This is a genomic window from Streptomyces sp. NBC_00572 (assembly GCF_026341815.1).
Classification (GTDB): domain Bacteria; phylum Actinomycetota; class Actinomycetes; order Streptomycetales; family Streptomycetaceae; genus Streptomyces.
This window is the reverse complement of record NZ_JAPENX010000002.1, coordinates 153,448-177,007: the sequence shown is the minus strand read 5'-3', so window position 1 is coordinate 177,007 and position 23,560 is coordinate 153,448. Positions and strand designations below refer to the sequence as shown.

Below are 23,560 nucleotides of genomic sequence, written 5' to 3'. Positions count from 1 at the left end.
CATCTACCTCAAATCGCCCCCGTCGGGTACTGCGCTTCCACACAGTTGCACGCATGACGCTCTGGCAGCTGACGGCTCATGGCGTGCGTGCCTACTGGAGGCTCGCCTGCATCCCTATCGGCATCCTGGTCAACGCCTACGGCAACACCCTCACCGAAGGCAGCGACCGAACCCCCGGCCTGGTCCTGTTTCTTGTGGGCGGCGGCCTTGCGATCTCCGGATTGACGCCCCTGAAGCGCTTCCTGGAGGAGAGCCCACTGCGCGACGGACTAGTCAAGATCGTCGCGGCCCTCTCCGTAATGGCCCTCTTCACCCTCGGTACGCTCGTTGCGGTCGGGATCAAGGTCGCCAAGGGGACGGCTCAACCACTCGATTACAGCCCGGCGGCTGCATCCCTGGCTTTGATCTACATCGGGCTTCCCCTGACCATGCGGTGGATGGAGCCGAAGGACTTCCTCCTTCAGCGACTCCCCGGTCGCGTTCGGCGCGCCGCCACCTCGCGGACCATCGCGAACGCCGCGGGGATCCTTGCCATCGCCTCATTTCTGAACGCACGCTTCAGCGCCGCCTATCCCGCACCGCTGCTCTCCATCGCCCTGACCCTCCTTGTCGCGATGGCCGTGGTTACCCATAAGACCTTCGCTCGTACGCGGAAACTCTGCACGCAGATCCACACCGACGTGCAGAGCCTGCTCCGCGACCTGGACGCGTTGGATCAGGCCCGCTCTCCGCAGAGGGCGGACGACAAGCAGGCAGACAAGCGGATGGCCGCCCGGCGAAGCTGGGACGCTCTCAAGCGCGACCTCTCGACCACCGTGGACACCGGTTACCGCACCATCGGCTTGCCGTTCCTTGCCGACGAAGCGGTAGCTGAACTGGGCAGGAAGGTGCTGGCAGAAATCGAGGCGGGCTGTCCCGGGGGCGGCGGCCGTGTACGTGTTGACCTCCAGGCAATCCAGGATGCCTGCGCACGCCACATCGACGTCTTGGCGTAGTCGGACCGACCCGGCATCGAGCCGAGGGAAGACAACCGAATACAAGGAGGCTACGTGCCGGACACCTTCAGCAAACCGGCATGGACAGAAGAATCCGGGCTTCGTTACCCGGGCGCTGAACATGTTGCGGAGGCGATGGCTCAGAACGAGGAACGGGCCCCAGCGACGCGCAAGCGAAGGTGGAGAAGAACAAGGTCCTCGCCCGCAAGAAGGGCCTGGCCGACGCCGATGCCGAGTACCAGGGCAAACGCAAGGTCGTCGCGACGAGTGGGGCCTCCATCAAGATACGGCGCCAGAAGTCGCTGTGGCGCGAGCGGTTTCCCGTCGGAGGCCTCCCTCGTCGCCGACAAGGGCGACACGTCGAACCCGACCCCGTTGTACTGCTTCGTCGCCTGGCTCAGCACCGGGCAGATGAAGGGCGAGTACTACGGAACTCCACGGAACGTCGGCTACGTCGTCAACGAGGATGCCAGCCGGCTGGGTAGCGGCGCGCCGGGGAAGAGGGCGGGCCCCCTGCACTGCGGCGTCGGGCGCCGTCCCCAGTAGGAAGCCATGGCAGTGCTGCCGCGGCTCTGCCGCGGCTCACTCTGGGGCGCGCGCCGGCTCCGGGGCTGTCAGTCTGTCTCCGCGGTGTTCACGGTAGCCAGGCGCCGGTTGTACTGGATCACGTCATACGCCTGGTCACCGGTGACCACAACCTCCGGGCGCGTGGGTGTGGCAGGGAAGAAGTCGTCTGCGTTCACTGGTGTGGGAGCGGCCACGTACGCCTGCCCCTGAGGGAACGTGTACATGGCGAACCGCGTCTGGGCCGATGCGGGCACTCCCTGGGGGTACTCGTCGGCTCGCGGGTAGGCCGTCGTGTAGATGGAGACCGACTTCGCCCCGCTCGCGGGACGGACGATCCGCGCGTTCGGGGCGGGGCGAGTGTTCGTGCCCGCCGGGTTGTGGATCCATCCCTTCTGTCCGCCGAACCAGATGGCCGTCCAGTCCCCTCGCGTGTCGGCGACCACGAATTCCTGGCCCCACATCGCGGTGGATCCCCAGTCGTCGATGCGGTGGCTTCCCGCCGACCCGTCGGGGCGAAGGGCGAGGTCGGAGACGAGCGGAGCGTCGGTGCGGGGTTCCGTGCGCACGTAGAGGAAGTTCGAAGGCTGTGTCTGGGACCGGCACGTCGGGGCGCACACCGTGACCGTCTGCGCGTTCTGGCCGTAGGCCGGGGCGATCGTGACCGCCTGTCCGATTCCGATGTTCCCGCCCGTCTCTCCTCCCTCGGCCTCGCGCTCCTGGCGGCGGTCGGTGTCGAGGAGAGCCATGAACTTCTCCCAGTCCCAGTAGGGGCCGGGGTCCCAGTGCGCGTCCGGCACGCGGGCCGGCCTCGGCGGAAGGACGTTGTCGTGCCCGATGATGTGCTTGCGGTCCAGCGGGACATCGAAGCGCCGTGCCAGGTAGCCCACCAGCGCGGCAGTCGCCTTGTACTGGGCCGGAGTGAACCAGGTGGGCCCCTGGGCAGCGTATCCCTCCAGTTCGATACCGACGCCGTGCAGGTTGGTCCAGTAGTTTCCGGCGTGGAAAGCAATGTCCTTGGTGGCGACCATCTGCGTTGCCGCACTGCCGTCGGCCTTCATCACGTAATGCGCGGAAGCCCCGCTGACGGGATCCTGGAACCAGCTGACTCCCCCCTCGTAGGACCCTTCGAGGTCATGGATGACGATGAAGTCGACGTCCATGCCGTTCGCGTTCCGTGTGGACACCTGGTAGTTCGAGGCAGCTGCGGGAACGAACCGGCAATTCAGCTCGCTGGGGCACTCCGGCACTGCCGCCGCGGCCGTCGTCCGCAGCCCCAGGGACGCGAGTTGTGACCTCGTCGGACGCACGGACGGCGTCTTCGTCAAGGAAACCCTCTGGCCGTCCTTGCGCACCCTCTGCTTGCCGGTGCGGATCACCGTGAACACGCCATCGGCGAACCGTCCGGCCGCGGCGGTGTCGGCGGCCTGGCTGTAGTGCGCCACAGCGCCGTACCAGCTACCCGGGTCGGGCGGCATGTCACGGGTGATCTGCCGTTGGTACGAGGCGAGCAGTGCAGCGCCGCCTCGAAGGTTCTGCAGTTCGTCTCGCTGGAGAGTCGGGGGCGCGACGCCGATCATCGCGGCGGCGGCCTGCAACGTGTGCTCGGAGGGGTCGTCGGTGCCCGTTGCGTCCACCGGCCCTTCGCCTGGGCGATGGTCGTACGTTCCCCCGGACGTCGTGTCCGTGAGGTGCATCGGACCGTAACCCCCCTTGGTGCTCGGGCGCCCGCCATTGGGCTCCCACCACGAGGACTCGTGGCTGACGCCGAGAAGCACTTCCTTCGGCACACCGAATTCCGCCGCCGCTTGCTCGGCCGCCCGCTCGAAGCCGCCGGGTGCCGCGTCGGAGGGCCGGGCGTTCCCGGCGGTGGCACATCCCCAGATGAGGGTCACTGCCACTCCCGCAGCGCCGAAACCCTGGTGCCGCCGGTGTCTTCTGGTCATCCCATGTCCATTTCGCTGTGGCGGTCGTGGTGTGGTCCAGGGCCGATGCTGCGGCCGTCACAATCCTTTGGAGGGGGCCTCGCGGTCCCACCGACACGCCCAACACACAGAGCCCCGTCACCGCACCGGAGCAGCGATCCCACGCGTGGGGACCAGACTGCCGTCTGCGATCAACACGGGGTCCTTCGCGAACCGCTTGCGGGGCCGCAGCGCGCACATCCGCCCGAGACGGTGAGCGATTCCGGTCCGCCACCGGTTGGAAATTTCAAGCCATGGCACAGGACACGGCTTTATCGCGCATATCGGGGAATCGGATCGCGGGTCCAAAAGATGTCCCGCGTCCCGCCCCACGGCATGTACGCGGAGATTCCCGACGCGGACCACCTCCCTCCACGACGAGCACCCCCCCGGAGCGAGACCGTCGAGCTGTTCCTGAACGATGTCCTGACGCCATAGCAGCCCCTGGTCGACCGGATGGCCACCTTCACGATCAGGCATGCCGACCACCTCACCCGTACCCGTCCTGCGCTGCTCCGGCGGAGTCGTTCTCCAAGCCGAGGGGGACGATCTCGGGCCGACCCGAGGGCGCGAGAAGACGCGGATCCCGTTCCAGGCCGTGCGGACGGTCCGGGGGAGGGCCGTGCCGTCACCATGGAGCTCACCGGCCCCGGCCGGATCGACCCCGGCCGTCCACCGGATCGGGGGCGTGGCCGAGGTGGCGGCCACGGTGTTCGCCGACGTGGCCACGGCGGGAGATGACCGGTTTGATGCCCTGGGCCCGGACGAGGAGGCGGTGCTCGTCGAGTGAGTAGCCCCAGTGGGCCAGCAGCATGTCCGGTCGTTCGTCCGAGATGAACCACGGCCGGGAGTTTCCGATGGTGAACGGCCCAGGTCCGGTGGCGACGGCGGGGCCTCTCCACTGCTGAATCCGTTGGCCGTGACGTCCTTCGCGATCGGCGCCCAGCTGTTGTACCTCGGCGTGTCTCTCGAGAAGGCAGACGCCGGGGCTGTTTGAATCCTCGCATGACCAAGCGTGACGAAGAGTCTCTTTTCGGTAATCGATTCCTGACCGTGCCTGCTCCCTCGGAGACCTTCCCAGTGGAAGGCATGGCCGCGACGGACGCGATGAGGCTCGTGGATGTGGATCTCGCCATGGAGGGCGACCCGCAACGCAATCTCGCCACGTTCGTCACCACGTGGATGGAGCCGGAAGCGCAACGGCTCATCGCCGAGAACCTCCACCGCAACTTCATCGATCATGCGGAGTACCCCATTTCCGCCGAGATCGAGCAGCGTTGCGTACGCATGCTCGCCGATCTCTTCAACGCGCCGGGCAGTACGACCGGATGCCGGACCCAGGGCTCATCCGAGGCGATCATGCTCGGAGGGCTGTCACTGAAGTGGAAGTGGCGCAAGCGCCGCCAGGCGGCCAACCTGTCGATCGATCGGCCCAATTTGATCTTCGGTGGGGACGTCCACGTCGTGTGGGAGAAGTTCTGCCGCTACTTCGACGTCGAGCCGCGGATCGTGCCGCTTGCAGAAGGCAAGTACACGATCGGCCCTGAGGACGTGGAGCCCCACCTCGACGAGAACACGATCGGCGTCGTCGCCGTACTCGGCACGACGTTCACGGGCCACAAGGACGACGTCGTCGGGATCGACAAGCTCTTGCGGGATGTCCGAAAAGAGCGGGACCTCGATGTTCCGATCCACGTCGACGGCGCCAGCGGTGCATTCGTGTGGCCCTTCCTCTACCCGGATTCGAAATGGGACTTCCGGCTCGAGCAGGTCCGTTCGATCAACGTCTCGGGACACAAGTACGGCTTGGTCTACCCCGGCATCGGCTGGCTGATCTTCCGTGAGGAATCGGACCTGTCCAAGGACCTCGTGTTCTACGAGAACTACTTGGGAAAGACCGACTCGACGTTCACCCTGAACTTCTCCACCGGTGCGTCGATGGTACTCGCCCAGTACTACAACTTCGTACGACTCGGCCGCCAGGGCTACACCTACGTCATGAAGATGATGCAGGAGAACGCCCGCGTGTTGGCGGACAACCTGCAAAGTAGCGGGCGCTTCGAACTGATCGGAGCCGACCTGGAGCAACTTCCTCTCGTCGCCTTCCGTCTCGCCGGCAAGCACTCCTACGACGAGTCCGACATCGCATGGCAACTCGCCGCCGAACGAGGCTGGATGGTGCCGGCGTACACGCTCCCGCCCAACGCGGAACGGGTGAAGATCCTGCGTGCCCTGGTCAAGGAAACCCTGAGCCGCGAACAGATCGATCGCCTGAGCCAGGACATCGCCGACGCGTGTCGCACCCTGGACGCCAAGGGCGCGACCCACGACGCCGAGCGAGCCCAGGTCAAGCGCGGCACCGGATACTGACACGCCTTCGCCACCCGGGCACACACCCGCTCGCACTCAGGGCACGCAGGGCTTCGTAGGTGACGACCGATCCGGGGGGTACGGCAGGGCCAGGAGCTGCGACGGGTGTCGTCGACGGCGGGCCCGGGAACTGGGTCCTACCGCAGCACGTGCCGAGCCCGGGGCGGCTTTCACCCCGTACTTGAGGCGCGCCGGGGCCGGGGGCGTGGTGACGTCGGTCAGCTGCTTGGTTGCCGATCCTCAGCAGGCCGGCTGTCGGCCACCGACCGTCGAACTCCACCGGCGGTCCTGCACGCCGTATACGGCGATGCGCCGGAGCTCAGGCGGCACAGGTCCGAAGCGCTTCCGATTGCATCCTGTAGTGCGGCAAAAGGAGAGGTCAGGAGGGAAAAATTTCTGGTTGACCAGGGTTCCGGTACGGGTGATAGTGACGGTCGCGGCCGCTTCAGTCCGGCCTGCTGTACCAGGGGTGGGGACTCTTGAACGACAACAACGACGACGTGCGAGGGCGGGTCGATGCGCTCGTCTCCGTGGGCCGGCCGGCCGAGGCTCGCGCTACCGCACGGACCGCGCTTGAGACCGCCGGGACCGACGCCGGGCTCTTCCTCGCGCTGGCCCGCGCCCATGTGGCAGAGGACGACGACGACCACGACGACGCGGCCGAGCGGGTCTTCCGTGAGGGCCTGGACACCTTCCCGCACGACATAGGCCTGCTCGCCGGGTACGCCGAACTCTGCGCCCGCACTGACGCGCTGGACCGGCCGGGGCGACATGCCCGGGGCCCCGTGCTCCTGGCCCGTCTGCGAGAACTTGCGCCGCATTCACCGGAGTTGCTGCGGGCCGAGACTGCGGGAAGCTCCGTTTCTGTCAACGACAAGAACAGTGCCTCGGTGCGCCGGGTGCAGTCGTTCGACGCGGCCCGTGCCTTCGCCTCAGCCCCCACGCCTCAGGCTGCCGCTGCTCAGGCCGCGCAGTGGGCCGCCGTGGCCCCGCACGTTCTGCGGCTCGCCGTGCTCGCCGAGACAACGGCGGTCCTCGCCGCTGCCGGCCGGACCTGGCCGCGCCTGCTACTGCGCCGCGGCCTCGAATACCGCCTCGCCACAGGTGTGGTCGTCGCTGCGTTGATAGTCCTGCGCCTCACCGTCCTGCCGGCGCTGCCGTACGGCGTGGCGGCGGGAGCGGGCCTGCTGCTGGGCCTGCCATTCATCAGTCTCCGCAGACAGCTGCGGACCGCCCGTGAGCGGGCTGCCGAGCGGATGGCCGCAACCGTGACCGAGGCCGAATCCGGTGACGAAGCCGGCGTCGGAGCCGATGGGGTCGAGGCGCCGGAGCTGCCGCCCGTGCCGCGCGTCACTCCGCGTGAGTACATTTTCGCTGGAGCCGGACTCGCGCTCCTGCTGGGCATTGGCGTCACGGCGTACGCCTCCTCCCTCACGTACCCCCGCTACGACATCGTCGCCCACGACACCTTCCGGGGTCTGCAAGGCTTCGACCTACGTGAGGAGTTCGACCCGTTCGGTGCTGTGCCCGACAGCGAGAAGGAAGGGTCGACCGCCCGCGTGTACGTCGCTGAGGACGCCGCTCCTGACGCCGCCGCCGAGTACCTGGTGGCTGTGACGACCGGAGACTTCCACGAGATGCGGGAGTCGTACGTGTACGACGGCGGGCCCGTCCCCAAAGAGACGGAACGGGTCGGCATCGTCCACGACACCTGGCGGGCCGGGGCCGGTCCGCACGGCTCCTGGATGCAGTGCCGCAGGTACACCGAGGTTGCCACCGGCACACTGCGGGCGATGTGCGTGTGGGGCGACAAGGGCAGCATCGGCATGGTCCTGTTCACGGCTGCAGACAAGAACCGAGACGCGGTCGAGGACACAGCCAGGTCTGTCGGCGCCGATTTTCTCCGGCCCGCTGGGGACTGACCCGGTACGACGCGACTGCACCACCGAAACAGCTGAAGCCCCGCCCCGCCCCCGACTTCACGCGCGCTTGACCTGCCCGGTCCGAGGCGCGCACCCGCCCCCATCCCGCGTGCCACCACACCCACCCACGGCGGCGACAAACACCCCCACCCGCCAAACGGCAGCGCGTCAGGCGCGTATGGCCGCCGTCCGGGCCGCTGACAGCCGGACGCAGGGGCGGATCGTGCATCCCCGCTCTGCGAGCAAGGGCCGTATTTCATAGATGGCCCGGGTGATGGTGGAGCGGTCGGCTCCAAGCAGCGGGCCAGCACGTCGTGAGTGGCCCGTGGGGGAGGTGGACGAGGGGGGGCCGGTCGGCGAACACGAACTGGCGTTCCCGCCAGCGCCCACAGCATGTTTCCGCGGCCGAGTGGCCAGGTTGGCTTGGTTGAGCTCGCGCTGTAACTGGCCAACTCGGCGATGAGTTCTGCGGTCACATCGGCCGACGGTCGCGTGATCCGGCGATGGCGGATGATCACTGCACGAGTCACGGTCCGCACCACCCGGCCGTGATCAATCATCCGGGGCTCGACGTCTGACCGTTTACCGTGCACGAGCTCGTTAGCCAGGAGATCCCAGCCAGCTGCTCCCGCGGGGCAGTCGGGCCCTGGTCAGATCGTGACCGGGCCGTGGGCGGTGGCGAACTCAACCGAGACCAGGCCCGGTTCCTCATCCTCAGCCCAGGTGACGTCGATCTGGTCGAGAGGGTGGTCGGCCGGTTCGCCGAGGAATTCGGCGATGGAGGCGGCGTCGCCGGCGATGGAGACCCCGTGGATGGTGGTGGAGGTGCGCGGGTCGGCGCTCGGGCGCTCCTCGCTGGGGACCAACCACTGGAGGAAGTAGGGCAGTTGCGGGTCCTCCAGCAGTTCCAGCAGGCCGATCTGCTTCCACCTCAGGTCGAACCCGTCGGGGCGGACACGGTGGCCCTCGGCCGACGTGCGGCCGAGGCGCGCCTCGACCGGGGCGATGTCGTCGACGGAGACCACCCAACCGAGCCAACCGCCGCCCTCGGCGGCGCGGCGCGCGACCGCCTGGCCGAAGGGTGCGCGGTCAGCGGCGGGGTGGTCGAGTGTGGTGACGACCTCGACGTAGGTGCCGCCGCTCAGCGGGAGAATAAAGTTGCGGGTGCCGAATCGCGGGTGCACGCCTCCGTCGACGAACCCGGCGCCGAGGGCCGATCCGATCCACTGGACTGTCGAGACGAAGCTGTCGCGGGCCACCGCATAGGACACGTGATCAAGTCGCACTGCGCCATCATCACCCGACAACCCGTATGAATCCCGACGCCACGCCCGTCACCCCGGCCGCGTCCGCCGTGGATTCAGCCGTGGAGCGGTTCGATCGACGGGAACCGGTGGCTGCCATCGCTTGTCCTGGGCGCCGAAGATCACCAGAGTGGGCAGGCCGAGGCCGGCGAGCCGATCGGGGACGGGCCGTTCCTCCAGGTACGCCGTGGATGCCTCGTCGGTCGCGGTGAGGCTGCGGTAGGTCATGCCTCGGATGTCGGCGACCAGCCGGTCGGGGGTCCGCACCTCGCGGGTGAACGCGGTGCTCGCCGCATCGCGGATCAGGCTGTCGGTGCGCAGCCGCCAGAGCAGTTCCCCTATCACCGGCGTGGTCATCAGGCGGCCGGCGAAGCTGTCGCCGCGGAACGCGTCCATCCGCGGGCCGGTGTCGATCAGCACCATCGCCGACACCAGGTCGCGGCGCTGCTCGGCCAGTGACGTGGCGACGGCGCCGCCGGTCGAATGCCCGACGACGGTCGCGCGTCGCACTCCGAGCTTGTCGAGTACCGCGCCGACCCGGCGGGCCTGCTCCGGTATGCCGTAGCCGTCGACCGGTTTCGCCGATGTGCCGTGCCCGAGCAGGTCCACCCGCACCACGTGCAGGTCCCGCAATGCCGGCAGGACGGGTTCCCACCATGCCGTCGAGCCGGCCAGGCCGTGCAGGAGCACCACCGTGGGTGCGCCGGGCGGCCCCTCCTGCACGATGTGGATGTCGTCCCTGCCGGGAAGGCGCACGATCTGCTCGCCGGAGACTTCGGCTGTCTCCGAGCGCACTGCCACCGTGTTCCACGCGAGGAGGACGGTCAGCACGCCGAGGGTCACCATGGTGATCCGCCGCCGTCGCCTCCACGTCTCCCACCCGGCCGTCACGGTGGCCGTCGAGTTCGGTGACCGCCCGTTCGACATCCACGGCGCGGCCGGCCGGATGCGGTCGGAGAGCCTGGCCGCCGGGCTCGCCTTCGGCGCGTTCCAGGTGCGTGCCGCGGGCGTCGAGCGTGTGCAGATACGGCTGTCCCCGCTGGTCGCGTACCCCGTGCTCGGGCTCCCGCTCGCGGAGTTACGAGGGAGCGTCATCGCACTCGACGACCTGTGGGGCCGCGACACGTGGCGCCTGCGGGAGCGGCTTCACCACGCGGGATCCTGGCGGGAGCGCTTCGCGCTGATCGACGCGGAGCTGTCGACCCGGCTCCATGCGGGCAGTTCGGCCGATCCCGAGGTGGCCTGGGCCTGGCAGCAGATCGTCGCCGGCCACGGCCGAGTCCGCGTGAGCGACCTCGCGGCCCGGACAGGGTGGAGCCGCCACCGCACGTGGTCACGCTTCGGCTCGCAGATCAGCCTGACGCCCAAGCGGGCCGCCATGCTGGTCCGCTTCGATCAGGCCGTCCACCGCCTGGCCCACGGGCACACGCCCGCGCGGGTCGCGGCGGACTGTGGCTACGCCGACCAGTCCCATCCCCACCACGATGTCCGCGCGTTCACCGGGACACCCCCACCGCCGCCGCGAACGAGCCATGGCTGGCTGCCGACGACACGGCCTGGCCGGCACACGGCGGCGCGGCCTGAAGCTCTCGGGCAGCGCGAGCACGTGCCCGCGACGCAGCCTTCCGCAACGAGCGTGAGGGGGTTCTCCTGCCGGGTCGGGCCGGGCTCGCGGCGTCCGGCCTGCCCGGGCACGGCACCCCCTCTTCGAATACTCTTCGTCGATGTCCGTCGTCGAACTGGGGGAGTACGGCGCGGACTTCACCGCGAACCCGTACCCCCTCTACGCGAAGCTCCGCAAACATTTGGTGCTTGATCATTTTGATTGGCGGTGACGGCGGCGGAAGGGCTGCCGGGGAGGTCGGGGACGTGCGAGTCCTTCGGCGGCTGGATCAAGAGGTTCACGGATCCCCGACTTTGCGTGGCCATCGTCGACCGTCTCACCTTCAACGGCACCATCATCGAGACCGGCACAGACTCCTACCGCCTCGGCAGTACCCAGCACGAGCAGAGCAGCCCGCCAAGACCGGCTGACCGCAGCCTACGTTCCTCGACGGCCAGCGGTCCTGGCGGACGGCTGGCCGTCCCACGTTCGCGGTGTCCTTTGGAGAAGGTCTCAAGAATCGAGCACGGCGGCCACGGCCTCGACTTCGACGAGCTGGTCCTTATAGCCGAGCACGGTGACGCCCATCAAGGTGCTGGGGACGTCATGGTCAGCGAACAAGTCCCGGACTACCTGCCAGGCAGCCACCAGGTCCTCCCGCCGTGCCGATGCGACGAGGACCCGGGTACTGATGACGTCCTGCAGTGACGCACCTGAGGCAGAGAGAGCGGCCTGCATGTTCTCCATGGCCTTCGCTGCCTGGCCCGCGTAGTCCCCGATCGCTGCTGTGGAGCCGTCATCGTTCAGCGGACACGCACCAGCGAGGAAGATCAGGCGGGACTCGGCGGGCGCCGTGGCCGCGTAGGCGTACTCGGCGACGTCGGACAGGGAGGCGGAGCGGATCAAAGTGATGGCACGAGCCACGGTCGTCGGGTCCTTTCCCATCGGATGTTGAGCGCGGACATCCTGCCAACGACCAGGTGGCTTCGCCTTCCCTTTTCTCGCCGCCCCACGCCACCGCCGTCATTTCTGCTTGATATACCCGAACCGGAAGATCACCAACTAACTCCGGGACCCATCAGGAAACGCTGTTCCTGGAGATCAACGTAGCCAGTGCCGCCCTTCGGTGTTCTCGAACGCCTGGGGATGGCACCCCTACTCGGCTGTGGCGGGGTCGGCGCCGCACTGGGCCGGCTCGGAGCGTGCCGTTCCTGCCGGTGGTTGTCGCGGCAGCATTGACGGCGGGGGGTCTGCATCCCGACCGTGTCTGACGGCCCGGCGGTACCCGCCCGCCCTGCCGTTCGTGGCCACGCAGCACTGGAGCCTGGCCACAGGCAGCCGAGTCGCGGTGTACCACTACCCGCCCGCGAATCCCGGTGCCCGCCATCCCATCCCGTTCGTGTAGCTCAACGGTGGACCGGTCCGTGGCATCTCGGTGCTCGACCACTGGTTCCTGCAACTCCTGGCCCGCCAGGGCTACGACGTCTACGCCTACGAACAGGCCGGTGGCGGACGCAGTGACCTGCTTTCCATGGGCCAGTTCACGATTGCCAGGTCGGTCCGCGACCTCGCCGCCTTCGTCGACCGCCTGGACAACAACGCCTTCACCGCCGCAGATCTCGCCAGCGACACCGCATCCGCCTACTGCGTGCGCGACGCGCACCGCATCCCCGCTGAGGACACCGCACAGAACGTCTCCTTCAGCCCCGCCGCCAGCCTCCGCGTCCAGCAGACGGTCAAGGACTCGCCCTCCATCGCACCGCTACTGAGGCAGTCCCGAACCCCCGCAACGCTGATGATCGCCGAGTGCTCCTCCCGGGTCCTTCAATGGGCGACCGCCGTCCTTGCCGATGACCCCGCCATCCAGCGCACGCAGTACATGCTCGGAGTGGGACACCACATGTGGAACGGCCTGGACGACAACAACGACCGAGCCGCCGCAGTCATCACCGCGTTCCTTCAGGACAAGCCAGCACCCCTGCCGAACTACCCGGCCCGCGACGAGATCCCTACCTTCCTGCGCGACCACAAATGAAGACGTTGCAGCATGTCACCGTCAAAGGCAGGCCCACTGGCGCCTCGCACCTCCCTTTCCGGCGGTGCCCGGGACGCCTCTGTCCGGCCCGGCACCGCGCCCATTGGGGCACTGCTGCCCTTCCCGTCGACGCCTTGCCGTTGACTGCCTGTTCCAGCTGGCTTCCCGTCCGTTCGGCTCGTTACCCAAGACGAATCGGCATAGGGGGCTGCGGGGCGGTGGACAGACAGGATCCGGAGTGGGGCTGGGAGTTCTCGCCGGCACGTGGTGAGGGCTGGGAGCGATTGTGGGCTGGATCACGGTTGAGGTTGACCTTGGGTCAGGGTGCAGGCTCGTCGCAGCGGCAAGACGCCGATTCGGGTGCAACCGATGTGAAGGAGCAACATGTCCACCAATCTTTCCGGTCAGGGGCGGGATCGTGCGGAGCTGCAGAAGGTGATCGAGGAGTTGGTCGAGTCCGGATTCGTCGGGGTACAGCTCCGGGTGAACGACGAGCAGGGCGAGTGGGTCGGCAGCGCCGGTGTGAGCGAGATGGGTCGGAGTGCCAAGCCGCTGACGAACGGGCATTTCCGTATCGGCAGCAGTACCAAGAGCTTCGTCGCCACCTCGGTGCTCTTGCTGGTGGCTGAGGGCAGGATCGGTCTGGACGCCCCTGTCGATGACTATCTGCCCGAGTTCGGTCTGGACCGGCGGATCACGGTGCGGATGCTGCTGCAGCACACCAGCGGGATCTTCAACCACACCGGCGAGCTCTACGAGGACGGGACGATCGTGCTGGGGGTGCCGTGGCAGGGCAAGGAGTGGGTGGACAACCGGTTCAAGTCCTACCTGCCTGAAGAGCTGGTACGCCTGTCGTTGTCCAAGCCGGCGCGGTTCGCGCCGGGTACGGGCTGGAGTTACGCCAACACCAATTACGTACTGGCCCGGCTGGTGGTCGAGAAGGTCACCGGCCGTTCGTTCGCCGAGGAACTGCGGCGGCTGATCCTCCGACCGCTGGGGATGACCGGAACCCTGGCGCCGGGCGCCTCGCCGGAGATCCCCGAACCGCACAACCACGGCTACTACCGCTACGAGGACGCCGGGCAGGAGCGGACGGTCGATGTCACCCGTCAGAACCCGTCCTGGGTCGGAGCCGGCGGTGACATGATCTCGACCACGCAGGACCTGCACACGTACTTCTCCGCACTGATGGGCGGCAGGCTCCTGCCGGCCGAGCTGCTGGCCGAGATGCGCACGCCGGAAGCGACCGTCGGCTACGGCCTGGGAGTGTTCGCGCAGGATACGGAGGGCGGCACCGTCTTCCACCACAACGGCGCCACCATGGGCTCGGCGGCTTTGATGTACGGCACACCGGACGGCGGTACGACCCTGACCGCCGGACTGACCTGGGTGGACGACGCCGACCTGTCGATCGCACCAGCGTTCCAGACCGCCCAACAGCGTTTCGTCGAAGAGGTGTTCTGCGGCAAGCTGGGCTGATGAGCAACGGAGTCACGATCGGGCAGGCGGCGGCGTACGTCGGCGTCACGGTGAAGACCGTGCGGCACTACCACAAGCTCGGCCTGGTCGCGGAGCCGGAACGTGACAGCTCCGGCTACCGGCGGTACGGATCCGGCGAGCTGCTGCAGCTGGTGCAGGTACGGACGTTGGCCGCCGCGGGCGTGCCACTGGCCGAGATCGGACCCATGCTCGACGCCGACGCCGCGCGGTTCGGCGCCGCGCTTGCCGACGTCGAGCTGCAGCTCACCGAACGCATCGATGAACTGGTCGCCCGACGCGACACGCTGCACCGGCTCACTGACGGCGACCGGGCCCTGCTGCCCGACCGTGCCTGTGCGGTCCTGGACCGGATGCCGGGCCTCGGCTTCGGCCCCGACTACGTGGCCGCGCAGCGCGAGGCCCTGGTACTGGCCCGGGCGCTGGTGCCGGAGGGCTTCGACGGCTTCCTGACCCAGCTCGAACACGGGCTGGACGACCCCGAGTACATCGACCTGACCAGGCGCGGCTGGGAAGCCGAGACCTGGGAACCGGACGACCCGAGGATCGAAGAGCTCGCGACGGCCATGGCCGACCGCTACCTCGCCAACCCCGCGCTACTGGGGGATCACGCCAGCCTGCAGGCATGGGCCAAGGCTTCGGCCCAGTACAAGCTGATCAACAACCACCGCGAGGACCAGGCACCGGTGGCGGCCCGGCTGACCGCGCTCACGGAGACCAGACTCCGCTCCGCAGGCGTACCCATGCCGCACCGATGACGGATTCCTCATGCCACTGAACCCTGACCGCCTGTCGGCTGCTGTTGTGGGGTGGGGATCGCCGCGCCTCCGGGGCTTTCGCCTCAACGTACGGCGGAGGTGCCAGGCACCGTCGCAGTCAGCCCCTGAGCAAGGCGGGCAAGGACCCGGCGCAGTGGCTCCCGCCGGCCGAGGGCGCGCTCTGTCGGTATACGACGGAGCGGACGGCGACCGAGCTCCGGCTGAGGCCTGAGTGTCGACCCGGCCAACGCTGAGGCCCTTCAGGCGCTCGCCGGCGGGCGCCCGGGTTCGCTGGTGGAGTTCGAGTCCGCTCCGTAGCCCGTGAGCACCGCTTCTGCCCGGCCCTTCGGAGTGTGGGGTCGGCCGGTCGCGTTCGTGGGGTGCTGTGTGGGGGTGCCGGTCCTCGCGCCACGTGCGGGGGACGCGGGGACCGGCACTGGGGGTGTTCCGTGTCGACCGTACGAACCTCTGGGGTGCTGTGCACCTGCTGATGCGCCGTTAGGGCTGCTCGGGGCGGCCGGGCTGGTGGCCGGTCAGCTGGGGGTGGCGCCCCGTTCTCGACGCCTTGCGCGGCGGGGCGAATTCGCCGAGTTGCAATGCAGTCGGGCTTCGTCTGGTACGCGCTCGGTCGCGGCAGCCGGAAGTGTCGCGCGGTGTGCCGTCCGGGGCGTCCGGGCCGAGTTGATCTAGATTGCTGGCTCATGGGAGAAAGCGGCAGAATCCGCCGTCGATCGGTACTCAAGGCCATCTCCGTCGTCGGCCTCGCGGCGGCGCCTGGCCGGCTTCTGGCCGGGCGCCGCGCGTCAGCGTCGCCTGCGGCGTTTCCGCAGCCGGCCCTGGTGGTCTCGCGGCCCGGGCCGGGCTCCACCGCGCCGGTTCTCGACCAGACCCTCGACGTCCGCTTCACGGACATCTCCATCCCCGGCTACGGCACTGTCACCACACGCGCCTACAACGGGGCCTTCCCGGGGCCGACGCTGCGCCTGCGCGGTGGGGACACACTCCAGCTGACCCAGGTCAACGGTCTGCCGCCGAACCCGCCTCACCAGGGTGGCCACAACACGCCGCACCACGCCAACAGCTTCAACCTGCACACTCACGGGATGCACGTCTCCCCGTCCGGGGACGCCGACAACGTCTTGCGCGAGTTCGCACCGCGCACCGTCGAGGAGGCCGCGGCCGGCGCCGCGGAACCGCAGTACACGACGACCATCCACGTTCCGGCCGACCACCCCGCCGGCACCTACTGGTACCACCCGCACCTGCACGGAGCCACCACCGAGCAGATCGTCGGCGGCATGACCGGTGTGATCGTCGTGGAAGGCGACGTCGACGAGGTCCCGGAGATCAAGGCGGCTGCCGACGTCGTGATCTGCATCAACGAACTCAAGGTCAAGGACGGCAGGGTGCCCGCGTTCACGTCGGGCAGCTGGGTGAAGGGTGTTCCGTCCACTTTCACGGTCAATGGCACGGTCAATCCCACCATCACCCTGCGCCCGGGGGAGGTTCAGCGGTGGCGGCTGGTGGCCGCGACCGCTTTCACCGGCCTGCGGCTCACGGTCACGGGGGGCGGCGGCACCATGACGATGGACCAGATCGCGCAGGACGGTGTCACTTTCGGTGCACCGGTCGCACGGGAGCTGGTGGACCTGGCCATGGGCAACCGCGCCGATGTCCTGATCCGGGGCGCGTCGCCTGGCAGGTATGAACTTCGGGCTGAGGCGGTACCCGGGCCGCTGATGACGATCGAGGTGGCAGGCCCGCCCGTCGAGCCGCAGATGGAGCTGCCCACCCGCCTGCCGGCGGGCAGGCCGTTCCTCGACGAGAACGACATCATTAACCCTGACGCAGACCGGGAGGTCGTCTTCCACGCCGACCCCAAGGTCTTCACCGGCGCTTTCCCCAACGCCTTCCGCATGCTGGGCACCAACGCTACTCCACCGGCCGACCCCGCCGGCGATCCCACACGCGACCTGTCCTATGGCCTGTTCGACCCCGACTACACCAACCACACCCTGCGCCTGGGCACCGTCGAACGCTGGACCGTCCGCACCGACGAGAGCGTGCCGGCGTTCAACCATCCGTTCCACCTCCACACCAACCAGTTCCTCCTCACCCACAGGAACGGCGAACGGCTGGACCCGCCCGTCTGGCACGACACCGTCGGCCTGGCCGGTGGCACACCCGGCCAGTCCGTCACCTTCCTCGTCAAGTACGAGCACTTCACCGGCCGCACCCTCGCCCACTGCCACCAACTCCACCACGAAGACCTCGGCATGATGCAGACCATCAACTACGTCCCGGACCAGGACCTCGGCGCAGGCCGTCACTCACCGTCTTCGCGCCACACAAGTTGAGCCGGAACCTTCTCGGGCTCTGGCTCAGGTTTTGTGGTGTGAGCACGCTGAGTAACAGCTGAGGTCGTGTGGGCGGTTCGGGAAGTCGCCTGAAAAAAGCGGTGGTCTGTGCGGTGTGGCTCACAGTTCGAAGCCGTGGATGACCTCGTGCTCCGGGTGAAGGAGCTGCTGCTGCCGTCCGTCGGCGACGTCGTGGTGCTGTCGGTGGACGTGAACATCGCGATAGTGCGCGTTGAGGTGTGCTGCACTGCGGCGGGTGCCGTGTGCCCGGGGTGCGGGACGTGGTCGAGCCGTGCTCACGGCTCCTACCTGCGGTTTCCTGCTGATGTGCTCAGTCCTGGCCGAAGTGTCCTGCTGCGGTTGAAAGTCCGCCGGTTCACCTGCCAGGACGCCGCGTGCGTGCGGCGGACCTCGTGGAGCAGGTTCCCGGGCCGGGCCGGACGAGCCGGTCGCCCTGCTCGAGCCGCAGGTAGCGGGCGTGGCGGGTCTTCTGGTTGTTGTGTAGCCGAGACCGCGGGAGGGACGGCCCTCGATGTCGTCGGTGTCCAGCTGTGCCTCGAGTTCCTCGACGATTCGCTGGGCGATGGCGACGTCGGATTGGAGCTGCTGAATCTCCCGTCCGTCCGGTGCGGTGTTGACCTGTCCCAGGTAGGCATCGATCCGCCCGCGAGGTGTAAGCCTGTGGCTCGGCCTGGCCGAGCAGGCCGGCGTGCCCCTCGCGCTCCTCGGCCAGGACGCTGAGCGCGCCCTCGATGCCCCGTAGCCGCTGCCGCAGCTCGACGGCGGCCTGTTCGAGTTCGTGCAAGGCCCGCTCGCGGCGGGGCTGCGCGGCCCGGACGGCGTCCAGCTGCCCATGCAGTTCCTGGAGGGTGGTGTGCGTGTGGCCCGAGACTCACCCGTGACCTGCGGAAAGATCCACGACGGGGGTTGCCGCAGGTTCCGTCGCCGTGCACACAGGATCGTCACCGAACCGACATACCAAGCGGTCGGAAACCCTCTTACGCAGGAGCTATACCCATGAGTAACGTACGCGGACCACCAGCGCCACCAGCCCGTCCCCCGAGGCGGCAAGGAGCAAGATCGATGTCGTACCACCAGCCTTTCCCCGGCCCACCGCACGTACCGCAGCACCGGAATGCCGGGCGGCACCGCCAAGAGGCGGCGTCGCAGTCCTGGGAAGGTGGATCGCCGTCCTGGGGCACCGACCCACAGGCAGCCTGGGACTCGTCCCCGCGAGCGTGGGACTCCTCGCCGCAGGGCGGGGACTCCGCGCAGCAGCCCTGGGGCGTGCCCCCGCAGCCGCAGCCGCCCGCCGCCACCGACGATCGTGATGATCTGCACCGGCTCGGATCGGCCTACCGCAGGCTCCGCCGCGTCGCCACCTTCACCGCGCTCGGTTACTTCGTCATCTTCCTTTTCCTGTCCGGCTACGCCCCCTCGATGATGACCAGCAACATCACCGGTGGTCTCACCACCGGTCTGATCCTGGGGCTCCTCCAGCTGCCCGTGGCGCTGGCTGCGATCGCGCTGTACGAGCGGATCGCGCGCCACCGCGTCGACCCGCTCGCCGCGGCGATCCGCGAACGCGCCGAGCAGGCTGCCGCGGCAGCCGAGCCCCGGCCAGAACGCCAGAGCCGCACCGGACGTCCCGTGTGGCAGCAGCCCACCGGAGGTGCGCGCGCATGACCAGCTTCAGCTCCGGGGCCCAGACCATGTCGCTGATGGCGTTCATCGCGGTCATCACCGTCACGCTGCTGCTGTGCGTGATGACCGGCCCGGATCGTGACGACCTGGGCGAGTTCTACACCGGCTACCGCTCGCTCTCCCCCGTGCAGAGCGGCCTCGCGATCGCCGGTGACTACATCTCCGCCGGCACCGTGCTCGGCACCATCGGCATCATCGCGCTCGTCGGCTACGACGGCCTCACGCTCGCCCTGAGCACCGTGCTCTCGCTGGTCCTGATGATGTTCCTGCTCGCCGAACCGTTGCGTAACGCCGGCCGGTTCACGATCGGCGACGTCTTCACCCGGCGTCTCCCCGGCCCCGCCGTGCGGATCACCACGGCCGCGGTCACCCTGACCGCATTGCTGCCGCTGGTGATCTTCCAGCTCGCGGGCGCCGGCGATCTCCTCTCCGTCGTCCTCGGCTTCCACAGCGACGGCTTCAAGACAGGCGCGATCGTGTTCCTGGGCCTGCTGATGATCGCGTACGCGGCGATCGGCGGCATGAAGGGCACCGCCTTCATCCAGATCGTCAAGACCGTCGTCCTGCTCGGCGCGTCCCTCGCGATCGCCGCGGTCATCCTCAACCGCTTCGACTTCAGCCTGCCCTCCCTGCTGGACGCCGCCAAGCGCGGCAGCGGGGCGGGAGACGCCTATCTCGCCTCCGGTCTGCAGTTCGGCGGCAACGAACTCAACATGATCAGCACTCAGTTGACAGTCGTGCTCGGCGCCGCGGTGCTGCCGCAGATCACCATGCGCATGTTCACCGCGCGCAGCGCGGCAGCCGTGCGGCGCTCGATGTCCTGGGCCGTGTCGACCGTCGTCGTGACCTGTCTGCTGATCGCCGTCATCGGCTTCGGCGCGGCGGCGATCGTCGGCCACCAGGGGATCGTCGCCAGCGACCCGCAGGGCAAGACAGCGTTCCTCATGGTCAGCCAGGCCGTCATGGGCACGGACCAGACGACCGTCGAGACACTGCTGTTCACGGCCGTGGCGACAGCCATCTTCCTCACGCTGCTGGCCTCGGTCGCCGGGATCACCCTCGCCTGCGCCAACACCCTGGCGCACGACCTCATCACGCACGGGCTGTTCCGCAAGGCACAACTGAAGGGCTCCGCAGAGATGGCCATCGCCCGGACCGCCGCGGCGGGCGTCGGGCTCGTGGCGATCGCGATCGCCGCCGGTGTACGGCATCTCAACCTTCAGGCAATGCTCACCCTGTCGTTCTGCATCGGCGCGTCCGCGGTCGCACCGGCCCTCATCTACAGCCTCTTCTGGCGCCGCTACTCCCGTACGGGACTGCTCTGCACCCTCATCGTGGGCAGCGCCTCCGCGTTCATCCTCATGACCGGCAGCAACCTGGTGTCCGGATCGCCCCAGGCGATCTTCCCGGACCAGGACTTCAACTGGTTCCCGTTCACCACGTCGGGCATCCTCTCGGCCCCGCTGGGCTTTCTCGCGGGCTGGCTCGGCACGGTGCTCCATGAACGCGACCCGGCCGACCAGCGCTTGCGGTACGAAGCGGTGGAGGAGACGATCCTGGCCGGCACACCCGCGGCGAACAGCGCCTCCGTGTCCTGACGCGCACGCCCCAACGAAAGGGCGCCCGGCCTGATGTTCCAGACCGGGCGCCCTTTCGGCTGTCCCGAAGTACCTTACCGATCGTTTCAGAATGATCTACGGAGGCGCATCTCGGTCAGCAGGGCGGCATGCAGGCGGGGCCAGACTCCGGCCTCGGTCCAGTCCCGCAGACGGCGCCAGGCCGTCACACCTGAGCAGCCCCCTACTTCGCTCGGCACGTCGCGCCAGGCCACGCCCTTGCACAGGACGTAAACGATGCCCGCCGGTGCGATCCGGTCCGGCACTGGGAGCCGTCCGGGACGGCGGTGTCGCCGTGGGCGCACCGGCAACAGCGGGGCCATCCGGTCCCAGAGATCATCGGGGACAAGGTTCACGTTCACGAGGCGGGAGCTTGCCGGGGAACCCGGTTGAGCGCGCCGAGCCGGATCGACACACTTCCCGGATGACCAGCACCGGGGACAAGGCCATTGAGCAGGGTTGGGATGAACCCTGGTACCGCGTTCGCACAGATCGGTTCGAAGCGTCATTCCTGCCCAGCGCCGGCGAGGATCTGGATGCCGTCTGCAACGTCGACGTAGAGGTACGGCTGGCAGCGGACGGCTCCCGCTGGAGCGCGACCGTGTTCACTCTCGCCGAGGTCGAACGCCTGCTGCTCGTACGCGTCGGCCTGAAGCCCCCGGGCGGCCTGGTTGTCAGGCTGGGCGAAGACCAGGGCGTGCAGGATCTGTGAGGCCCAGCGGTAGTCGCCGGCCTCGATCGCGCGACGTCCCTCGGCCATGACCCGCTCCGGTCCGATCAGGTCGACGAGGCGCTCGGCGGTCTCGACCGGGGGGGTGCGGATTCAAGGAGACCGGGTCACCGTCCCACATGCCCAGTTCCTTGGTGAACACCGCGCGGGCGTCGTGGTGAAGGGTGCCGTGATAACCGCGGTTGAACCACTTACCGCCCAGCGCAGGAGGGAGCTCGATCTCCTCGGCGGCCTCCAGAGGGGTGTAGCCCTGGTTGGCCAGGCGCAGTGACTGGTCGTGGATGTACTTGTAGGTGTCGCGTTGGGATTCCAACAGGTTGACGACACCGTCGTTGCCCCACACGGGCCAGTTGTGAGTGCCGTAGTGCACCTGGACGTCGTCGCCCCATCGCTCCAAGGTCTCATCCAGGTAGCGGCTGAAGTTCCGGGCGTCGCGGGTCCTGGCGCCGCGCAGCGTCTGGATGTTGTGCAGGGTGTGGTTCGCGTTCTCCGCGCAGGTCATCGCACCGAGTTGCGGGATCCAGATGTGCATCTCCTCCGGGGCCTCGGTATCGGGGGCGTAGAGGAACTCGAAGGTCAGCCCTGCGAGGTCCCGCTTGGTGCCGGTCTCGGTGATCGGGTCGGTCGGCGAGAGGTAGGAGATGGTCGGGTTCGGGACCAGGGTGATGCCGATGCCGCAGGTGATGTGCCCGGTAGGGGACAGGTCGAGAAGGCTGCCGAACGCGTAGGAGGCACGGCGCGACATCGCGTTGCCCGCAACGACGTTCTCGCCGAGAGCATGTTTGTCGAACGACGCGACAGCCCCAGGCGCAATGATCGGTACCCTCCCGGACGCCACGTCGTCCGCGTCGACCACACCCTTGACGCCGCCGTAATGGTCGACATGGGTGTGGGTGTAGATCACGGCGACCACAGGCTTGTCGCTGACGTGCTCGCGGATCACCGCCATGCCCTGTGCCGCCGCCTCGACCGAGGTCTGGCAGTCGATCACGACCAGGCCGTTGTCGCCCTCGACCACGGTGAGATTGCTGACGTCGTTGTTCCGCACTTGGTAGAGGCCATCCACGACCTAGTACAAGCCACCCTTGCGCATCACCTGCGACTGTCGCCACAGGCTGGGGTTGACGGTGTCCGGTGCCGGTGCCTCCTCGGCCAGGTAGTCGAACCGGGAGATGTCGAAGGCGACCCGCCCGTCCCGGTCGTACACCTTGTCCGGGAACGGCGCGATGAAGCCCCCGGTCCGCGTCAGCGAAGTCCTGGCGGTCGTCCATGTCGTACCGGTCGACCGCCTCCCGGTTCACAGCGGCCGTAGCGGGGGCGGCGTCCTTGGGCGTGTAGGCCATGGCGACCTCTCCTGTCGGCCGCGACCGGCATCCAGCCCCGGGCTCTGCGGCTACGAGCGCTTCTGCACCCTCAAGGCTCGCCCTGCCCTCGGGGGTCGGCTAAGCGAGTAGGCCATTCGGGTAGCCGTCGCACCGTGTCGAACCCTTGGACGGTTCGATCTCGCCTCCGGGGTGCGTGCCGTCGTCATTCCTTGATCGGTTTCACCTTCGTATCGACGCTCCGCTGGGCCTTCAGCCGCCTCGACCCCACCACCCGCCTTCCACCGCCGCGTCCTACGCCGCCACGCACCCCACACCACCCGCCGACTCCGCTTCCGCCTCCTCGCACACCTACTCGTCCGCTATCCGGCCCGCAGCGCGGAGGGTATCCGGCTGATGGAGGAAGCCTGGGCCGAGACCGAGCGGACCTGGCTGGTCGGGGTTCGTCCGCGACTACGGCGATCTTGATGCGTTCAAGAAATGGGTGGATGACACCCCCTCGATCACCGGGACTTGAACGAGGTGATCGAGGGGGTGTCCCCATCGGCTGAGAATCTCGCCGTGTGGATCTTCGACCTCTGGCGTGAACGCCTACCGGAAATCAGCGCAGTTCAGGTCTAGGAAACTCCAAAACGGGGCGACCTGTCGACGAACAGCTTGAGCGGTCGAGGTGAGACGGTCTCCCACGGGCCGAAGCGTTTGTCGCTCTGATGATCGCGGACCAGAAGCTGTCGCCGCAGGAGGCGGTGGGCCGCTGGTGTGCAGGAGAACGAGGCCACCTGGCGGATATGGCTCCCGTCCTGACGCGGTGCGGCGGGC

18 protein-coding genes and 7 pseudogenes are annotated in these 23,560 nt (G+C 68.2%); 14 read left to right on the top strand and 11 right to left on the bottom strand.

Annotated features, from left to right (window positions below):
• Positions 1–53 precede the first annotated feature (53 nt).
• Positions 54–995: a hypothetical protein gene (locus tag OG514_RS33105; protein WP_266901155.1), complete on the top strand. Its 942-nt coding sequence runs from the start codon at positions 54–56 to the stop codon at positions 993–995.
• A 614-nt stretch (positions 996–1,609) separates the two neighbouring features.
• Here OG514_RS33105 and OG514_RS33100 read toward each other — a convergent pair.
• The 3 genes and pseudogenes from OG514_RS33100 to OG514_RS33090 all read right to left on the bottom strand — a co-directional run bounded on the left by OG514_RS33100 (position 1,610) and on the right by OG514_RS33090 (position 4,337).
• Positions 1,610–3,196 (bottom strand): N-acetylmuramoyl-L-alanine amidase, encoded by a 1,587-nt coding sequence (locus OG514_RS33100; RefSeq protein WP_266901154.1) that lies wholly within the window; start codon positions 3,194–3,196, stop codon positions 1,610–1,612.
• 450 nt (positions 3,197–3,646) lie between these two features.
• A pseudogene (locus OG514_RS33095) lies at positions 3,647–3,733 on the bottom strand (IS5/IS1182 family transposase); the annotation flags it as partial.
• Between the two features lie 430 nt (positions 3,734–4,163).
• On the bottom strand, positions 4,164–4,337 hold the full coding sequence (locus OG514_RS33090; protein ID WP_266901153.1) for a hypothetical protein: 174 nt from the start codon (positions 4,335–4,337) through the stop codon (positions 4,164–4,166).
• 191 nt (positions 4,338–4,528) lie between these two features.
• Between OG514_RS33090 and OG514_RS33085 the strand changes: the two genes are divergently transcribed.
• A complete protein-coding gene (locus OG514_RS33085) occupies positions 4,529–5,893 on the top strand; it encodes a glutamate decarboxylase (RefSeq protein WP_266901152.1) in 1,365 nt (454 codons plus the stop codon).
• A 479-nt stretch (positions 5,894–6,372) separates the two neighbouring features.
• On the top strand, positions 6,373–7,815 hold the full coding sequence (locus tag OG514_RS33080) for a hypothetical protein (RefSeq protein WP_266901151.1): 1,443 nt from the start codon (positions 6,373–6,375) through the stop codon (positions 7,813–7,815).
• A gap of 650 nt (positions 7,816–8,465) precedes the next feature.
• On the opposite strand, the gene OG514_RS33075 is transcribed toward OG514_RS33080, so the two are convergent.
• Together OG514_RS33075 and OG514_RS33070 are read right to left on the bottom strand one after the other, a co-directional pair.
• Positions 8,466–9,101 (bottom strand): VOC family protein, encoded by a 636-nt coding sequence (locus OG514_RS33075; protein WP_266901150.1) that lies wholly within the window; start codon positions 9,099–9,101, stop codon positions 8,466–8,468.
• A 48-nt stretch (positions 9,102–9,149) separates the two neighbouring features.
• Complete coding sequence (locus OG514_RS33070; RefSeq protein ID WP_266901149.1) at positions 9,150–9,965, bottom strand: alpha/beta fold hydrolase; 816 nt, start codon at positions 9,963–9,965, stop codon at positions 9,150–9,152.
• On the opposite strand from OG514_RS33070, the gene OG514_RS33065 reads away from it, so the two are divergent.
• Together OG514_RS33065 and OG514_RS33060 are read left to right on the top strand one after the other, a co-directional pair.
• A complete protein-coding gene (locus tag OG514_RS33065; RefSeq protein ID WP_266901148.1) occupies positions 9,964–10,935 on the top strand; it encodes an AraC family transcriptional regulator in 972 nt (323 codons plus the stop codon). The two genes, OG514_RS33070 and OG514_RS33065, sit on opposite strands and share 2 nt — an antisense overlap.
• 57 nt (positions 10,936–10,992) lie before the next feature.
• Positions 10,993–11,121 (top strand): annotated as a pseudogene (locus OG514_RS33060) (ATP-binding protein); the annotation flags it as partial.
• A gap of 114 nt (positions 11,122–11,235) precedes the next feature.
• On the opposite strand, the gene OG514_RS33055 reads toward OG514_RS33060, so the two are convergent.
• Entirely contained in the window at positions 11,236–11,646 is a 411-nt protein-coding gene (locus tag OG514_RS33055; protein WP_266901147.1) for a RidA family protein, read from the bottom strand.
• 511 nt (positions 11,647–12,157) lie between these two features.
• Between OG514_RS33055 and OG514_RS33050 the strand changes: the two genes are divergently transcribed.
• The 4 genes from OG514_RS33050 (at position 12,158) to OG514_RS33030 (ending at position 17,369) form a co-directional block, all read left to right on the top strand.
• Positions 12,158–12,757: an alpha/beta fold hydrolase gene (locus tag OG514_RS33050; RefSeq protein ID WP_266901146.1), complete on the top strand. Its 600-nt coding sequence runs from the start codon at positions 12,158–12,160 to the stop codon at positions 12,755–12,757.
• Between the two features lie 384 nt (positions 12,758–13,141).
• Positions 13,142–14,236 (top strand): serine hydrolase, encoded by a 1,095-nt coding sequence (locus OG514_RS33045; protein WP_266901145.1) that lies wholly within the window; start codon positions 13,142–13,144, stop codon positions 14,234–14,236.
• The gene (locus OG514_RS33040; protein ID WP_266901144.1) at positions 14,236–15,012 is read left to right on the top strand and encodes a MerR family transcriptional regulator; all 777 of its coding nucleotides are present in this window, start codon (positions 14,236–14,238) and stop codon (positions 15,010–15,012) included. The genes OG514_RS33045 and OG514_RS33040 overlap by 1 nt, the downstream gene beginning before the upstream one ends.
• A 596-nt stretch (positions 15,013–15,608) precedes the next feature.
• On the top strand, positions 15,609–17,369 hold the full coding sequence (locus OG514_RS33030; RefSeq protein WP_266901143.1) for a multicopper oxidase family protein: 1,761 nt from the start codon (positions 15,609–15,611) through the stop codon (positions 17,367–17,369).
• Between the two features lie 120 nt (positions 17,370–17,489).
• Here the strand turns inward: OG514_RS33030 and OG514_RS33025 are convergent, their stop codons facing one another.
• On the bottom strand, positions 17,490–17,669 hold the full coding sequence (locus OG514_RS33025; RefSeq protein WP_266902329.1) for a hypothetical protein: 180 nt from the start codon (positions 17,667–17,669) through the stop codon (positions 17,490–17,492).
• Here OG514_RS33025 and OG514_RS33020 point away from each other — a divergent pair.
• The 3 genes from OG514_RS33020 (at position 17,595) to OG514_RS33010 (ending at position 20,671) form a co-directional block, all read left to right on the top strand.
• A complete protein-coding gene (locus tag OG514_RS33020; protein WP_323181681.1) occupies positions 17,595–18,110 on the top strand; it encodes a transposase family protein in 516 nt (171 codons plus the stop codon). The two genes, OG514_RS33025 and OG514_RS33020, sit on opposite strands and share 75 nt — an antisense overlap.
• Before the next feature lie 342 nt (positions 18,111–18,452).
• The gene (locus OG514_RS33015) at positions 18,453–19,055 is read left to right on the top strand and encodes a DUF485 domain-containing protein (RefSeq protein ID WP_266901142.1); all 603 of its coding nucleotides are present in this window, start codon (positions 18,453–18,455) and stop codon (positions 19,053–19,055) included.
• Positions 19,052–20,671: a cation acetate symporter gene (locus OG514_RS33010; RefSeq protein ID WP_266901141.1), complete on the top strand. Its 1,620-nt coding sequence runs from the start codon at positions 19,052–19,054 to the stop codon at positions 20,669–20,671. Before OG514_RS33015 ends, OG514_RS33010 begins: the two co-directional genes overlap by 4 nt.
• A gap of 104 nt (positions 20,672–20,775) precedes the next feature.
• On the opposite strand, the pseudogene OG514_RS33005 reads toward OG514_RS33010, so the two are convergent.
• Positions 20,776–21,051: pseudogene (locus OG514_RS33005) on the bottom strand (transposase); the annotation flags it as partial.
• Between the two features lie 62 nt (positions 21,052–21,113).
• Here OG514_RS33005 and OG514_RS33000 point away from each other — a divergent pair.
• Positions 21,114–21,323: pseudogene (locus tag OG514_RS33000) on the top strand (hypothetical protein); the annotation flags it as partial.
• Between the two features lie 48 nt (positions 21,324–21,371).
• On the opposite strand, the pseudogene OG514_RS32995 reads toward OG514_RS33000, so the two are convergent.
• The 3 genes and pseudogenes from OG514_RS32995 to OG514_RS32985 form a co-directional block, all read right to left on the bottom strand.
• Positions 21,372–21,449, bottom strand: a pseudogene (locus tag OG514_RS32995) (hypothetical protein); the annotation flags it as partial.
• 118 nt (positions 21,450–21,567) lie between these two features.
• A pseudogene (locus OG514_RS32990) lies at positions 21,568–22,410 on the bottom strand (MBL fold metallo-hydrolase); the annotation flags it as partial.
• Positions 22,411–22,488: 78 nt separating this feature from the next.
• Positions 22,489–22,626 carry a hypothetical protein gene (locus OG514_RS32985; protein WP_266901140.1) on the bottom strand — a complete coding sequence of 46 codons (138 nt, stop codon included), beginning with the start codon at positions 22,624–22,626 and terminating at the stop codon, positions 22,489–22,491.
• A gap of 551 nt (positions 22,627–23,177) precedes the next feature.
• Between OG514_RS32985 and OG514_RS32980 the strand changes: the two are divergent.
• Positions 23,178–23,362 (top strand): annotated as a pseudogene (locus tag OG514_RS32980) (6-pyruvoyl tetrahydropterin synthase family protein); the annotation flags it as partial.
• Positions 23,363–23,560: the final 198 nt, after the last annotated feature.